16 protein-coding genes are annotated in these 14,333 nt (G+C 72.2%); 7 read left to right on the top strand and 9 right to left on the bottom strand.

Annotation, left to right across the window (positions count from 1 at the left end; translation table 11 throughout):
• Positions 1–552: 552 nt before the first annotated feature.
• The 5 genes from tatC to AB0J93_RS15410 all read right to left on the bottom strand — a co-directional run bounded on the left by tatC (position 553) and on the right by AB0J93_RS15410 (position 4,329).
• The gene (gene tatC / locus AB0J93_RS15430; RefSeq protein WP_363922196.1) at positions 553–1,503 is read right to left on the bottom strand and encodes a twin-arginine translocase subunit TatC; all 951 of its coding nucleotides are present in this window, start codon (positions 1,501–1,503) and stop codon (positions 553–555) included.
• Positions 1,504–1,521: 18 nt separating this feature from the next.
• Complete coding sequence (tatA, locus tag AB0J93_RS15425) at positions 1,522–1,812, bottom strand: Sec-independent protein translocase subunit TatA (protein ID WP_363922194.1); 291 nt, start codon at positions 1,810–1,812, stop codon at positions 1,522–1,524.
• A gap of 249 nt (positions 1,813–2,061) precedes the next feature.
• Positions 2,062–2,310: a hypothetical protein gene (locus tag AB0J93_RS15420; protein ID WP_363922192.1), complete on the bottom strand. Its 249-nt coding sequence runs from the start codon at positions 2,308–2,310 to the stop codon at positions 2,062–2,064.
• Between the two features lie 10 nt (positions 2,311–2,320).
• A complete protein-coding gene (locus AB0J93_RS15415) occupies positions 2,321–3,343 on the bottom strand; it encodes a YafY family protein (protein ID WP_363922190.1) in 1,023 nt (340 codons plus the stop codon).
• Positions 3,340–4,329, bottom strand: coding sequence for a WYL domain-containing protein (locus tag AB0J93_RS15410; RefSeq protein WP_363922188.1), 990 nt, complete (start codon positions 4,327–4,329; stop codon positions 3,340–3,342). The genes AB0J93_RS15415 and AB0J93_RS15410 overlap by 4 nt, the downstream gene beginning before the upstream one ends.
• Positions 4,330–4,526: 197 nt before the next feature.
• On the opposite strand from AB0J93_RS15410, the gene AB0J93_RS15405 reads away from it, so the two are divergent.
• On the top strand, positions 4,527–5,639 hold the full coding sequence (locus tag AB0J93_RS15405; RefSeq protein ID WP_363922186.1) for a DUF3866 family protein: 1,113 nt from the start codon (positions 4,527–4,529) through the stop codon (positions 5,637–5,639).
• A 50-nt stretch (positions 5,640–5,689) separates the two neighbouring features.
• Here AB0J93_RS15405 and AB0J93_RS15400 read toward each other — a convergent pair whose 3' ends face one another.
• The 4 genes from AB0J93_RS15400 to rfbA are packed head-to-tail and all read right to left on the bottom strand — an operon-like array spanning position 5,690 to position 8,870.
• Positions 5,690–5,875, bottom strand: coding sequence for a hypothetical protein (locus AB0J93_RS15400; protein WP_363922184.1), 186 nt, complete (start codon positions 5,873–5,875; stop codon positions 5,690–5,692).
• Positions 5,876–5,928: 53 nt separating this feature from the next.
• A complete protein-coding gene (gene pafA, locus AB0J93_RS15395) occupies positions 5,929–7,287 on the bottom strand; it encodes a Pup--protein ligase (protein WP_363922182.1) in 1,359 nt (452 codons plus the stop codon).
• Positions 7,288–7,344: 57 nt separating this feature from the next.
• Positions 7,345–7,962, bottom strand: coding sequence for a dTDP-4-dehydrorhamnose 3,5-epimerase (gene rfbC, locus AB0J93_RS15390; protein WP_363922180.1), 618 nt, complete (start codon positions 7,960–7,962; stop codon positions 7,345–7,347).
• Positions 7,959–8,870, bottom strand: a complete 912-nt coding sequence (rfbA, locus tag AB0J93_RS15385; protein WP_363922178.1) for a glucose-1-phosphate thymidylyltransferase RfbA — start codon at positions 8,868–8,870, stop codon at positions 7,959–7,961. The genes rfbC and rfbA overlap by 4 nt, the downstream gene beginning before the upstream one ends.
• Positions 8,871–8,955: 85 nt before the next feature.
• Between rfbA and rfbB the strand changes: the two genes are divergently transcribed.
• Genes rfbB through AB0J93_RS15355 form a run of 6 tightly spaced genes read left to right on the top strand, consistent with a single transcriptional unit; the run spans position 8,956 to position 14,250 of the window.
• Positions 8,956–9,954, top strand: a complete 999-nt coding sequence (gene rfbB, locus AB0J93_RS15380; RefSeq protein WP_363922176.1) for a dTDP-glucose 4,6-dehydratase — start codon at positions 8,956–8,958, stop codon at positions 9,952–9,954.
• On the top strand, positions 9,951–10,835 hold the full coding sequence (gene rfbD, locus AB0J93_RS15375; RefSeq protein ID WP_363922174.1) for a dTDP-4-dehydrorhamnose reductase: 885 nt from the start codon (positions 9,951–9,953) through the stop codon (positions 10,833–10,835). The genes rfbB and rfbD overlap by 4 nt, the downstream gene beginning before the upstream one ends.
• A complete protein-coding gene (locus tag AB0J93_RS15370; RefSeq protein ID WP_363922172.1) occupies positions 10,832–11,230 on the top strand; it encodes a DUF2304 domain-containing protein in 399 nt (132 codons plus the stop codon). The genes rfbD and AB0J93_RS15370 overlap by 4 nt, the downstream gene beginning before the upstream one ends.
• On the top strand, positions 11,223–11,924 hold the full coding sequence (locus AB0J93_RS15365) for a glycosyltransferase family 2 protein (RefSeq protein WP_363922170.1): 702 nt from the start codon (positions 11,223–11,225) through the stop codon (positions 11,922–11,924). Before AB0J93_RS15370 ends, AB0J93_RS15365 begins: the two co-directional genes overlap by 8 nt.
• Positions 11,921–13,225, top strand: a complete 1,305-nt coding sequence (locus AB0J93_RS15360; RefSeq protein WP_363922168.1) for a polysaccharide biosynthesis protein — start codon at positions 11,921–11,923, stop codon at positions 13,223–13,225. Before AB0J93_RS15365 ends, AB0J93_RS15360 begins: the two co-directional genes overlap by 4 nt.
• Positions 13,222–14,250, top strand: coding sequence for a glycosyltransferase family 2 protein (locus AB0J93_RS15355; protein ID WP_363922166.1), 1,029 nt, complete (start codon positions 13,222–13,224; stop codon positions 14,248–14,250). The genes AB0J93_RS15360 and AB0J93_RS15355 overlap by 4 nt, the downstream gene beginning before the upstream one ends.
• The last annotated feature ends 83 nt before the right edge of the window (positions 14,251–14,333 follow it).

Raw genomic sequence — 14,333 nt, 5'->3', positions numbered from 1 at the left:
CCGGGGAGCCGCGTGTCGGGCTCCGGCTGGCACCGGGATGCCGGGCCGCCGGGCGTTCGACGAGCCCGGTGACCAGATCGTCGAGGGACGACGGGGGTCGGGCGCGTTCGGGCTCCCGCTGATCCGCGGCGACCGACGGCATATCTGTGGTGTCCGCGCTGGCCGGGTCGCTGGACAGGGCACCGAAGAGGAACCCGACGCCCACGGCGGCGGCACCGGTGAAGGCGAAACGGGCGACCGTGGCTCCCCACCGCGCTGCCGACGCGTCGGGCCCCCGCCGGGCGGCGGGTGGACGGCGGAACGTCGGACGACGCACGGAGCCTCTCTCTCGCCAAGAACGTCGACTCATCGTATTCAGTCCCTTACCCCGTCGCTGACCGTGAAGCACCCGTTGACGGATTGCCGACTGTCAGGCTGACGAAGGCGCAGTTGTCCGGTAGTCCGTGCGTTCGCACCGAGCGCCGCACAGAGCCGATCGCCCACCCAAAGCGAAGCGACAAGCCTTCCAATCCTGGAAGGCTTGTCGCTCTGGCCCGGCGAGGCGTCGCGGGGTCAGGTCACGTCGTCGTAGCGTCGCTCGATCGACAGGGGCCGGGTCACCGGCTCGGGGGCGTCGATCGGGCTGGCCGCGCCGACCGGCTGTCCCGCTTCCACCGGCTCCCGGTCGAACTCCAGGGGGGACGCCTCGTCGTCGTCGGTGTCCGCGTACAGCTCCTTGCCGCGTCCTCGACGCTTGTCGTTGAGGAACGCCACACCGACCGCGATGAAGTAGAGCAACGACAGGCACAGCGCCAGCAACGTCATGCCGAACGGCCCCGGGTCGGGCGTGGCCACCGCCGCGAACGCGAAGCAGACGAACACCACGATCCGCCACCAGCTGAGCAGTCGCCGGGCGCTCACCACGCCGGTGAAGTTGAGCATCAGCAGGGTGAGCGGAAACTCGAACGCCACCCCGAAGAGCAGGATCATGGTGGTGACGAAGCTGATGTAGCGGGTGACTTCCAGCTGAGAGTCGGTGCCGGTGACGCCGGCCTCGAGCAGGAACGCCAGACCCTTGTCGACGACCAGGAAGGCGAGCACCGCGCCGGCGGCGAACAGCGGCGCCGCGATCGCCACGAAGACGTACGCCCACTTGCGCTCGTGCCGGTGCAGCCCCGGCGCGATGAACGCCCACAGCTGGTAGAGCCAGACCGGGGCACCGAGGATCAGACCGATCCAGAGCGCCAGCTTGAGCTTGAGGATGAAACCGTCCGCGGGGGCGAGCATCAGGAACTGCTGGCACTCGCCGTCGACCATCATCCCCGGCAGCCGGCAGTACGGCTGGCTCAACAGGTTGAACGCCGGCTGCGCGAGCAGGTAGCCGCCGATCAGCCCGACGACGATCGCCAGCGAGGCACGGAACAGCCGATCGCGTAGCTCGCGGATGTGCTCGACGAGGGTCATCGAGCCGTCGGCGGCCCGCTCGAAGTTAGTCGGTCCGCGCTTGCGGAGTCCGAAGGCCACGGTTACCGGACCCGGGGATCAGTTCTCGCGGACGCGCTGCACCGGGTCGACGACCGGCTGCTGCACGGTGCCCTCGTAGGGCTGCTGCTGCGGTGCCGGCTGCTGCGGCGGGTACGGCTGGTAGCCGGCCTGCGCGTCGGCCTTGCCGGCGAGGTCGCGGTCGTCGTCGGCCAGGCTCTTCGTCTCGGCCTTGATGATCCGCAGCGAGCGACCGAGGGACCGGGCGGCGTCGGGGAGCCGCTTCGCGCCGAAGAGCAGGATCAGCACGACCACGAGTACGGCGATGTGCCACGGCTTGAGGGCACCCATGTGAAGCTCCAGTCGCTTGTACCAACGGGGGTGTTCCGCAGCCCATCGTACGTGCGACGAAGGGCGTTGCCACCCGCCGGGGCGGTGGTGGTTCGTCCCGGCGGGTGAAGTCTCGGCCAACCGCGAGTGTCCCGTCAACCAGACGGCTGGATCATTCTGCGCGAAGCCGGCCCGCCACGAGCAACAGAACGCACCGTGCGGGCAGGAATGCGCACCGCGCCGGACAGCCCCACCGGTGGACGGTGCGTCTCAGTCGCCGCGGCGGGCTCGGATCAAGGTGAGTCGCTGCTGGGTCGTCTCCAGCCGGCTCTGCAACCCTTCCGCCCGCTGCTGGAGGCTCTCCGCCGCCTCGCGCAGCGCCGCCGCCTCGTCGGCTCGCCGCTGCAACGCCAGCGCCGCCCGACGCAGCCGGGGCAGTCGGGCCAACACGGGTCGTACCGCCAGCGCGAGCAGAACCAACGGCACCAGCACCAGCGCGAGCACGATCCACTTCAGCACGCCGGCCAGCCTACTGCCTGTCGCCGGCCGCCGCCGGGTCCGCGTCGGCCGGCACCGGCTGGGCGTACGCCTCCAGGGCCGCCACCGCCGACTCGTGGATCTGCCCGGCCAGCTCGGCCGGCGCGACGACCTCGACGTCCGGGCCGAGACCCAGCACGAACCGGCGGGCCCAGCCGAGGTCGGTGACCCGCAGCGAGACCAGCCACCGTTCGCCGTCGGACTCGACCCGCTCGCACGGGTAGTACTCGGTGATCCACCGTTCACCCCGGCCGATCCGCAACGTGATCAGCGGCAGGTCGGGCGAGGGCCGGAACGCCCCGTCGCGCAGATCCTGCGGTCGGGCCTGCGGCGGCACCACGGCTGGTTCGGCCAGCTCGGTGACGGCGTCGATCCGGTCGGCCCGGAACAGCCGTACCGCCTCGGCGCGACGGCACCACGCCTCCACGTACGTCCGGCCACCCACCATCAGCACCCGCAGCGGGTCGATGACCCGCTCGGTGGTCTCGTCCCGGGCCACCGTGTAGTACGTGATGCGCAGCGCGCGACCACCCTCCACCGCGGCACGCAACTGCTCCACCCGCCCGGTGTCGCCGGGCAGCCGCACCTCCACCGGCGCGGCGACCAGGTCACCGCCCGCGTCCTCGATCTTCGCCAGGGCCCGCTCGACCGCCTCCCGGTTGGCCACCCCGGGTGTCTCGGCCAGCATCCGCAACGCCACCACAAGCGCCAACGCCTCGTCCGGGGTGAGCCGCAGCGGCCGGTCGATGCCCGCGTCGTAGGTGATGGTCACCCGGTCGCCGTCGAAGGCCATGTCGATCAGGTCACCCGGGCCGTACCCGGGCAGCCCGCAGACCCAGAGCAGCTCCAGATCCTCCCGCAGCTGCCGTTCGGTGACGCCCAGGTCACCGGCCGCCTCGGCGATCTCGATCCCGGGCCGGGCGAGCAGATACGGCACCAGGTTCAGCAGCCGGGCCAGCCGATCCGCCGAGGCCCGGGAGCCGGCGCGGGCCGCCGGACGGGTCGTGCCGCTCATGGGACCACCGCCAGGGCGTCGTGTCGGGCGGCGATCTCCTTCAGCCGCTGGATGACCGCCTCCCGGACCTCGGGCGGGTCGATCACCCGCACGTCCGGCCCGTAGCCGACGAGGTGACCGGCCAGCGAGCAGGCGTCGCCGTACGGCAGGACCAGCCGGTCCGCGTCCGGCCCGGCGGTGACCTCCACCGCCCAGCGGCGCAACCCGGCGGCGCGCCCCGGGGTGACCAGCACGGTCGCCCGGCCGGGTCGCTCGACCGGACCGGACCAGCGGGCCACGTGACTGATCAGGTCGACTCCGGTCGGGGGCTGGTAGGCACCCGGCTCACCGGTGGCCCGCACCGCGCCCACCACCCGCGACAACCGGAAACAGCGGGTGGCGTCGCGGTCCAGGTCGTGGCCGACCACGTACCACCGGCCCCGCCAGCAGACCACACCCCACGGTTGCAGTCGGCGCCGCGCGGGTGCGTCGCGGTCCGGAACCCGGTAGTCGAAGCGGACCTCCCGCCGGTCGCGGGCGGCCGCGGTCAGTGGCGCGAAGGCCGGGTCGACCGTGACCATCGGCTCCAGCCCGAGGGTTGCCTGCGGGTCCACGTCCACGCCGGCGGCGCGCAGCTTCGCCAGCCCCGACGAGGCGGCGGCGGCCAGGCCGGCGTGCTGCCACAGGCGCGCGGCGATGCCGACCGCGGCTGCCTCGTCCGGCTGCAGGGGAATGTCGGGCAGTGCGTACTCCCGGCGGGCGATCCGGTACCCGGGCTCCGCGTCGAAGGCGCTCGCCGTCCCGGTCTCCAGCGGTACGCCCAGCTCCCGCAACTCGGCCTTGTCCCGCTCGAACTTGCGCTGGAAGGCCTCGTGCTCGCGGGCGTCGTCCGGATCGTGCTCATAACCGGGCACGGTCGCGGCGATCTGCGCGGCGGTCAGGAACCGCCGCGTGGAGAGCAGGCAGATCACCAGGTTGACCAGGCGTTCGGTGCGGCTGCGCGACACCCCGTAGACGCTAGCAGCCCACACCCCTCACACAGGCACCCCACACCACCCACCCCAACCCCCCGTCCCACTCCTTCGTCGATCTTGCACTTTCGGTCGCCGATATACGGCTTTTCATGTTCTTTGCGGCGACAGGATGTGCAAGATCGACGGGGTAGGGGGTGGGGCGGCGGCGGGGTGGGGGTTAGCGTGCGGGGGTGGTGCGGTGGCGGGCAGGTGCGGTGGTGGGGGTGCGTCGGCGGTGGGCCGGGGCGGTGGAACTGGACGTCCAGGTGGACGACGGCGGCGCGATGCGGGCGCTTGCCTACCCGGCGCTGGTGGGTGAGCCGGAGCCGGGCGATCGGGTGCTGCTCAACGCCGGTGCGCTGCTGATGGGCCTGGGTACCGGCGGGTACGCCCTGGTCGTGGCGCTGCCGGAGCGGCTGCCGCCGGACCCGCCGCAGGCCCTCGACTCCCGCGACGCTGGTCATCTGGTCAAGGCCCGCTACACCCCGTTGCAGCCGATCCTGCTCGGCGTCGACGAGGAGGCGTCACCGCACCGGGAGGTGCTGGCCGCCGCCGACGACCTGGCCGGTCTGCCGGTGGTCACCGCCGACCTGCACTCCGCGCTGCCGGCGATCCTGGCCGGAATTCGCATCGACGCGCCCCGGGCTCGGGTGGCGTACCTGCTCACCGACGGTGGGGCGCTGCCCGCCTGGTTCTCCCGCACCCTCGCCGGGCTGCGCGACGAACTGGTCGGCACCATCAGCGTCGGGCAGGCGTTCGGCGGCGACCTGGAAGCCTCGACGCTGCACAGTGGGCTGCTCGCCGCCCGGCACGTGCTCGGTGCCGACGTCGCGGTGGTGGCGCAGGGTCCGGGCAATCTCGGCACCGGCACCCGCTGGGGATTCTCCGGGGTGGCCGTCGGCGAGGCGGTCAACGCCGTCGCCACCCTCGGCGGACGCCCGGTCGGCTCACTGCGCATCTCCGCCGCCGACCCGCGACCCCGGCACCGTGGCGTGTCGCACCACAGCCTCACCGCGTACGGCCGGGTGGCGCTGGCCCGTGCGGAACTGGTGCTGCCGGCGGACCTGGAGCCGATGCTGGCCGCCGAGGTCGACGCCGCGCTGAAACCGCTCGCCGATCGGCACACCCTGGTGCGGGTGGACACCACCGGGCTGGACGCGGCGCTACGACGCAGCCCGGTGCCCCTGTCGACGATGGGGCGCGGGCTGGACGCCGACCACGCCTACTTCCTGGCCGCCGCCGCAGCCGGCCGGCACGCCGCCCGCCTGGCGGCGCAGACGCCACCGGCGTCGGCCGAGCGTTGACCCGGCCCCTGCTCTGCCGCCGGCGTTGCCAAGGGGCCCATCCTGGCAGCTCAGGCGAAGATGATCAGCGCGGCCCAGGCGCCCACGATCAGCGCCAGGGCGAGGGCCAGCACCCAGGTGGGCACGGTGTACTCGCCGCGGCGGTTACGCTCGATCTCGGCGCGGATCTTGTCGCGGCGGCGTTCGAGCCAGCCCTGCCGCTGAGCGCCGGGGGTGGGAGGTTCCGGTGGAATCATGACCGCACCAGCCTACCCGGGGCCGGCCGGTCGGCACGGCCCCGGTCGGCCCGTCACATGCTGGCGATCAGCCGTTCCACCCGCTCGTCGTACGCCCGGAACGGGTCCTTGCAGAGCACGGTCCGCTGCGCCTGGTCGTTGAGCTTCAGGTGCACCCAGTCGACGGTGAAGTCCCGCCGCTTCTCCTGGGCGTGCCGGATGAACTCACCGCGCAGCCGGGCCCGGGTGGTCTGCGGCGGGGTCTCCTTCGCCTCGAAGATCTCCGGATCGGTGGCCACCCGGTCCACGTCGCCGCGCCGCTCCAGCAGCGCGTAGAGGCCCCGGCCCCGGCGCAGGTCGTGGTAGGCCAGATCCATCTGCGCCACCCGGGGATGCGACAGCGGCAGGTCGTGCTTGCGCTGGTAACGCTCGATCAGGCGCAGCTTCGTCACCCAGTCGATCTCCCGGGAGACCGGGTCCAGGTTACCGGTCTCCACCGCGCGCAACACCCGGCCCCACAGCTCGACCACCCGCTTGGCGGTCTGGTCGCCGCCACGGCGCTCGACGAACTCGGTGGCCTTGGCGAGGTACTCCTGCTGGATCTCCAGGGCGCTGATCTCCTTGCCCGAGGCCAGCCGCACCTTCCGCCGGCCGGTGATGTCGTGCGACACCTCCCGGATCGCCCGGATCGGGTTCTCCAGGGTGAGGTCGCGCATCACCACGCCGCCCTCGATCATCCGCAGCACGATGTCGGCGGTGCCGACCTTCAGCAGCGTGGTGACCTCGTTCATGTTGGAGTCGCCGACGATGACGTGCAGCCGGCGGTAGCGTTCCGCGTCGGCGTGCGGCTCGTCCCGGGTGTTGATGATCGGACGGCTGCGGGTGGTCGCCGAGGACACGCCCTCCCAGATGTGCTCGGCCCGCTGGGACAGGCAGTAGACCGCACCGCGCGGTGTCTGCAACACCTTGCCGGCACCGCAGATGAGTTGCCGGGTGACCAGGAACGGAATCAGTACGTCGGCGAGCCGACCGAACTCACCGTGCCGGGACACCAGGTAGTTCTCGTGGCAGCCGTACGAGTTGCCGGCCGAGTCGGTGTTGTTCTTGAACAGGTAGATCTCACCGGCGATGCCCTCGTCGTGCAGCCGCTTCTCCGCGTCGATGAGCAGACCCTCCAGGATCCGCTCACCGGCCCGGTCGTGGGCGACCAGGTCGACCACCGAGTCGCACTCCGGGGTGGCGTACTCGGGGTGTGAGCCGACATCCAGGTAGAGCCGTGCGCCGTTGCGCAGGAAAACGTTGCTCGACCGGCCCCAGGACACGACCCGGCGGAAGAGGTACCGGGCCACCTCGTCAGGGGACAGCCGCCGCTGTCCGCGGTAGGTACAGGTGACGCCGTACTCGGTCTCCAGACCGAAGATTCGCCGTTCCATGATGAGACATTAGCCGTACGGAGGCCCTGTTCGTCACTGTCGGGGCACGTGCCGGCCTCAGCCGCCGGTGGAACCTGCCGTGGCGGCGAGAGTCGCGACATGCCGACGGCACGTCTCGTACGCCGGCAGCAGCCCGGCCGCCCGGGCCTGCGCCAGGGTCGGCGCGGCGGCGTCGCGGGCGGACAGCCGCGCCGCGGTGGTCGGCCAGTCGATGCCCAGTTCCTCGTCCAGCGGGTGCACCGTGTGCTCGGCCGACGGGTTGTAGGTGGTCGAGCAGAGGTAGGTCAGGGTGGCGTCGTCGGTCAACGCGCAGAAGCCGTGGCCGAGCCCCTCGGCCAGATAGACCGCGCGTCGCTCCACGTCGTCCAGCCGCACCCCCTCCCACCGGCCGAAGGTGGGTGAGCCGACCCGCAGATCGACGATCACGTCGAGCACCGCCCCCCGCACACAGGTGACGTACTTCGCCTGCCCCGGCGGCACGTCGGCGAAGTGGATACCGCGCACCACGTCCCGGGCCGAGATGGACAGGTTGCCCTGCGCCAGCCGCAGCGGATGCCCGACCGCCTCGTCCAGCCGGTCGAAGCGGTACCACTCCAGGAACAGCCCGCGCGGGTCGCCGTGCTGCTGCGGAGTGATCTCCCAGGCGCCCTCGACGCCCAACGGCCGCAGCTTCATCGGGTCGCCCCCACCCCGCGGAACTCACCGGTCGGCTCCTGCCGCCCACCGGCGAGCAGATCGAGTAGATAGTCGCCGTAGCCGCTCCTGGTCAACGGCTCGGCCAGGGCACGCAACTGCGCGTCGTCGATCAACCCGGCCCGCCAGGCGGCCTCCTCGACACAACCGATCTTCATGCCCTGCCGTTCCTCGATCACCCGGACGAACTCGGCGGCCTGCATCAGCGAGGTGAAGGTGCCGGTGTCCAGCCAGGCGGTCCCCCGGTCCAGCACGGTGACCGACAGCTCACCCCACCGCCGATACGTCTCGTTCACCGCCGTGATCTCCAACTCGCCCCGGGCGCTGGGCGTGAGCCCCCGGGCGATCTCCACCACCCGGTTGTCGTAGAAGTACAGGCCGGGCACCGCGTACCGGGACGTCGGGCGCTGCGGCTTCTCCTCGATCGACAGCACCCGACCAGCGGCGTCGAAGTGCACCACGCCGTACGCCTGCGGATTGGCCACCGGGTAGGCGAAGATCCGGCCACCCACCGGCTCGCCCGCCGCGGCCAACTGCCGGCCCAGGCCCACCCCGTGGAAGATGTTGTCGCCGAGGATCAGCGCCACCGACGCGTCGCCGATGAATTCCGCGCCGAGCACGAACGCCTGCGCGATGCCCTCCGGGCGGGGCTGGGCGACGTACGCCAACCGGAGCCCGAACTGACCGCCGTCGCCGAGCAGCCGCTGGAACTGACCCTGCTCCTCCGGCGTGGTGATCACCAGGATCTCGTGTATCCCCGCCATCACCAGCGTGGAGAGGGGGTAGTAGATCATCGGCTTGTCGAAGACCGGCATCAACTGTTTCGACACCGCCCGGGTGATCGGCCACAGCCGGGACCCGGTGCCACCGGCGAGCAGGATTCCACGCATCCGGGGCAGCCTACCGGCAATCGGACGGGCAGCCGCGCCTCGCCTGCGCTGCCGATGTGGCCGTTTCGCGTAGACTTTCGGACCCGTGAGGATCCTGGTCACCGGCGGCGCCGGCTTCATCGGTTCGGAATACGTCCGGACGCTGCTCGGCGTCCCCGGTGGCAGCGCGGCGGGCGTGCCGGCGTTGGAACCGGCCCAGGTCACCGTGCTCGACGCGCTCACCTACTCCGGCAACCTGGCCAACCTCGCGCCGGTGGCCGACGACCCCCGGCTGCGCTTCGTGCCGGGCGACATCCGTGACCCCGACGTCGTCGACCGGGCCGTCGCGGGGCACGACGTCGTCGTGCACTTCGCCGCCGAGTCCCATGTCGACCGCTCGATCGCCGGCGCCGCACCCTTCGTTACCACAAACGTCCTCGGTACCCAGAACCTGCTCGACGCCGCGCTGCGCCACGGCGTCGCCCGGTTCGTGCACGTCTCCACCGACGAGGTCTACGGCTCCATCGCCGACGGCTCCTGGACCGAGGACTGGCCGCTGGCCCCCAACTCCCCCTACTCGGCGTCGAAGGCCGGCGCCGACCTGCTCGCCCTGGCCTACCACCGCACCCACGGCCTCGACGTGGTGGTGACCCGCTGCTCCAACAACTACGGGCCCTACCAGTACCCGGAGAAGGTCGTCCCGCTGTTCGTCACCAACCTCCTCGACGGACACCGCGTCCCGCTCTACGGCGACGGCGGCAACGTACGCGACTGGCTGCACGTGCACGACCACTGCCGCGGCATCGCCCTCGTCCAGGACAAGGGTCGCGCCGGCGAGGTCTACCACATCGGCGGCGGCACCGAACTGACAAACAAGGAACTGACCGCCCGGCTCCTCGACGCCTGCGGCGCCGGCTGGGACCGCGTGACACCCGTCGCCGACCGCAAGGGACACGACCGCCGCTACTCCCTCGACATCACCAAGATCGGCAACGAGCTCGGGTACGCCCCCAGCATCACCCTGGACACCGGTCTCGCCGAGACCGTCGGCTGGTACCGGGACAACCGAGCCTGGTGGGAACCACTGAAAGCGGCCAAGGCGTGAGGTTCCTGGTGACCGGCGCCGGCGGGATGCTCGGACGCGACCTGGTCGACGTCCTCGCCGCCCGGCCGGAACACCGTCTCACCGCGGTCACCCGCACCGAACTGGACATCACCGACAGCGCCGCCGTGCACGCCGCCGTCGACGGGCACGACGTGGTGGTCAACACCGCCGCCTGGACCGACGTCGACGGCGCCGAGGCGAACGAGTCGGCGGCCACCACCGTCAACGGCGACGCCGTCGTCCACCTCGCCACCGCGTGCGCCGCGCACGGCGCCCGCCTGCTGCACCTGTCCACCGACTACGTCTTCGACGGCACCGCCACCACCCCCTACCCCGAGGACGCGCCGACCGCCCCGCTCAACGCGTACGGTCGCGGCAAGCTCATCGGGGAACAGGCCGTGGCCCGGCTGCTGCCCGACACCGGATACGTGGTGCGTACCGCCTGGCTCTACGGCGCCCACGGCCGCAACTTCGTCGCCACCATGCTCGACCTGGCCGACCGGCGCGACACCCTCGACGTCGTCGACGACCAGCACGGCCAGCCGACCTGGTCCCACGCGCTGGCCCGCCACCTGGTGATGCTCGCCGAGGCCGCCCACACCGGACGCGCCGCACCCGGGATCTACCACGGCACCTGCGCCGGCGAGACCACCTGGTACGGACTGGCCCGCGCGGTGTTCGCCCGACACGGCCTCGACCCGGACCGGATCCGGCCCACCACCAGCGCCCGGTTCGTGCGACCCGCCCCCAGACCGACGTACAGTGTGCTGGCGCACGGCCGGTGGGCCGAGGCCGGGCTGCCGCCCCTGCCGGACTGGCACGCCACCCTGGTCGACGCGTTCGCCCCGGCCGCCCCACCCTCCCCGCGGAAGGTCGCATGAAGCTCACCCTGGTCACCGGGCTGACCGGCCTGCTCCTGCTGGCCACGATCGTCGAGCTGCTGCGCCGCCGCCAACTGCGCGAGAAGTACGGCATGCTCTGGCTCGGCCTGCTGTTCGTGGTGATCCCGCTGTCGCTGTTCCCCCGGCTGCTCGACGGCGTCGCGGACCTGCTCGGAGTCGCCTCCGGAGTCAGCCTGGTGCTCTTCCTCGGCGTCGTCTTCCTCCTGCTGGTCTGCATCCACCTCAGCTGGGAGGTCAGCGCGCTGGAGGAGGAGACCCGCACCCTCGCCGAGGAGTTCGCCCTGCTCCGCGCCGAGGTCGAAGCCGAACGGGTGGAACGGGCGGAGTGGACCCGACGCCTGGACCGGACGGAAATGGTCTCCCGCGATGGTTGACGGCAAACGCCTGCTCATCATCATTCCGGCGCTCAACGAGGCCGCCTCCATCGGCGACATCGTCGGCGAGATCCGCGGCGAACTGCCCGCAGCGGACGTGCTCGTCGTCGACGACGGCTCCACCGACCACACAGCCGCCGTCGCCACCGCCGCCGGTGCCCGCGTCGCCCGGCTGCCCTACAACCTCGGCGTCGGTGGCGCCATGCGGCTCGGCTACCGCTACGCCCGCGACCACGACTACGACGCCGCGGTGCAGGTCGACGCCGACGGGCAGCACGACCCCCGGTACGTGCCGAAGCTGGTCGACCTCCTCGACGACTACGACCTGGTCATCGGGGCCCGCTTCGCCGGCGAGGGCGACTACACCGTACGCGGCCCCCGCCGCTGGGCCATGGGCATGCTGTCGCTGGTGCTGTCCGGCCTGGCCGGCACCACCCTGACCGACACCACAAGCGGCTTCCGGGCCGCCAACCGACGGATGATCGAAATGTTCGCCCACTGGTACCCCGTCGAGTACCTCGGCGACACCGTCGAGACGCTTGTGCACGCCGCCCGCCGCGGCTACCGGATCCAGCAGGTCCCGGTCGCCATGCGCCGCCGGATGGCCGGCAGCCCCAGCCACTCCCCCACCCGGGCGATGATCTACCTCGGCCGGGCCCTGGCCGTCCTCACCCTCGCCCTCATCCGCCGGTGATCCGCCGCCTGCTCCGCCTCGTCCCACCCGGAACCGTCGGCGTCGGCATCGGACTCGCCGTGGTCGGACTGGCCTCGTACGTCCACCTCGCCGTGGCCGGGCACAACCTCGACGCCGCCGACTACTCCTCACTGTCGGTGCTCTGGTCCGTCGTGTTCACCCTCGGCATCGGCGTGTTCTTCCCCGTCGAGCAGGAAGTCGCCCGCCTCGTCGCGGCCCGGCACACCCGTGGGCTGCCGCCCGGGCCGGTACTGGCCCGCGGTGCCGCCGTCGCCGCCGCCGTGCTCGGCCTCCTCCTGGTGCTCACCATCGGCGGCGCCGACCTCCTCACCGACCGGCTCTTCGACGGCGACCCCGCGATGGTGCCCGCCCTCGGTGGCGCACTTGCCGCACTGGCCGTGGCGCACACCAGCCGGGGTGTGCTCTCCGGCCTGCGTCGCTTCGGCTGGTACGGCACCCAGCTCGGCCTCGACGGCGGACTGCGCATCGGCCTGGTCGCCATCCTCGCCGGCACCGGCGTGGACTCACCCGTCGCCTACGCGCTGGTCCTGGTCGCGGCACCGCTGGCCGCCGTCGCACTGACCGTCGCACCGGTCGCCCGGACGATCGGGCGCGGACCGGCGGTCCCCTGGCCGCCACTGCTGCGCGGACTCGCGCTGCTCACCGTCTCCAGCCTGCTCGCCCAGGTGGTCGTCAACGTCGGCGTGATCAACATACGGCTGCTCGACCCGACCGACGTCGCCACCGCCGGCGCGCTGCTCTCCGCACTGGTGCTGGTCCGCATACCACTGTTCGTCTTCGGCTCGATGCAGGCCGCGCTGCTACCCGGCCTGTCCACCGCCGCCGCCACCGGCGACGAACCGGCCTTCCGCGCCCTGCTACGCCGCTCCCTGGCCGTCGTCACCGCCCTCGGGGCCCTCGGCGGCATCCTCGCCGCCCTGCTCGGCCCAACGCTCGTCCGGGCCCTCTTCGACACCCCCGACGTCCTCGGCCACAGCGACTTCGCCTGGCTCTCGGCGGCCACCCTGGCGTACCTGTGGGCGATGGTGCTCGGTCAGGCACTGCTGGCCCGCGACCGGCACCACGCCCAGGCTCTCGCCTGGACCATCGGCGTCGCCGCGCTGGCCGTCGCGACCCTGCCCCCGCTGCCCGTCGCGCTGCGCGTCGAACTCGGCTACACCGTCGGTTCCGTGGTGGCCGCCGTCGTCATGGTCACCCTGCTGCGCCGCCACCGGGCGGCCCCGCCCGCCCCACCGGTCGCGACGCCGATGCCGGCCACCACCAGCGGAGATACGCCATGAGACCGCCCCGCGTCACCGCCGTGATGCTCGCCTACGGTGCCGAACCCTGGCTGGTCGACGCCGCGCGGGCCGTCCTGGCCAGCACCGGCGTCGACCTCGAACTGGTCGTGGTCGACAACGGCTGCACCGGCGACGGCATCGACGTGGTCAAGGGCCTGCCCGGCGTGCAGGTGATCCGGCCTGAGGCGAACACCGGCTACTCCGGCGGCTGCAACGTCGGTGCCGCCGAGGCCACCGGCGACTGGCTGGCCTTCGTCAACTCCGACGCCATCGTGACCCCCGACGCCCTCGCCAAGGTCGTCGCGGTGGCCGCCGAGCCGGGCGTCGGCGCCGCCATGGCCTCCATCCGGCTCGCCCACGACCCCGACCTGATCAACACCTCGGGCAACCCGCTGCACTTCACCGGCCTGTCCTGGGCCGGCGGCAACGGCGAGCCGGCCACCGCCCACGCGAGGCGCACCGTAGTGCCCTCGCTGAGCGGCTGCTGCTTCGTCATCAGCCGCCACCGCTGGGCGGAACTCGACGGCTTCCCCGACGAGTACTTCGCCTACCACGAGGACACCGAACTCAGCCTGCGGCTGTGGCAACGCGGCCTACGGCTGGAGTACGTGCCCGACGCCGTGGTCCTGCACCACTACGAGTTCTCCCGCAACGACCTCAAGCTCTACCTGGTCGAACGCAACCGCCTGCTCACCCTGCTCACCGCGTACCAGGGCCGGACCCTGGCACTGCTGGCACCGATGCTGCTGCTCACCGAGGCGGCCATGCTCGCCGCCGCGCTGGCGGGTGGCTGGGGACGCCAGAAGACCCGCGGCTGGGCATGGCTGTGGCGTCACCGGGGTTGGATACGCGCCCGCCGACGCCGCCTACAGGCCGAGCGCACCATCGGCGACGGCACCCTCGCCGACCTGATGACCGCCCGCGTCGCCCCGTCGAACGTGGCGGCCCCACCCGGCATGGGCGTCTTCAACGCGGTCGCCGCGGCGTGGTGGGCACTGGCCCGGCCGCTGCTCGCCCGCCACTGACCCACCCCGAACCCGCACACCGTCAGCCGACCAGCGACAGCCGCGAGCCGAACGACGCGACGCCCGACCGGTCGAAACCAGGA

It is taken from the genome of Micromonospora sp. NPDC049374, assembly GCF_040677165.1.
Lineage (GTDB): Bacteria > Actinomycetota > Actinomycetes > Mycobacteriales > Micromonosporaceae > Micromonospora.
This window is presented reverse-complemented; position numbering and strand designations above follow the sequence as displayed.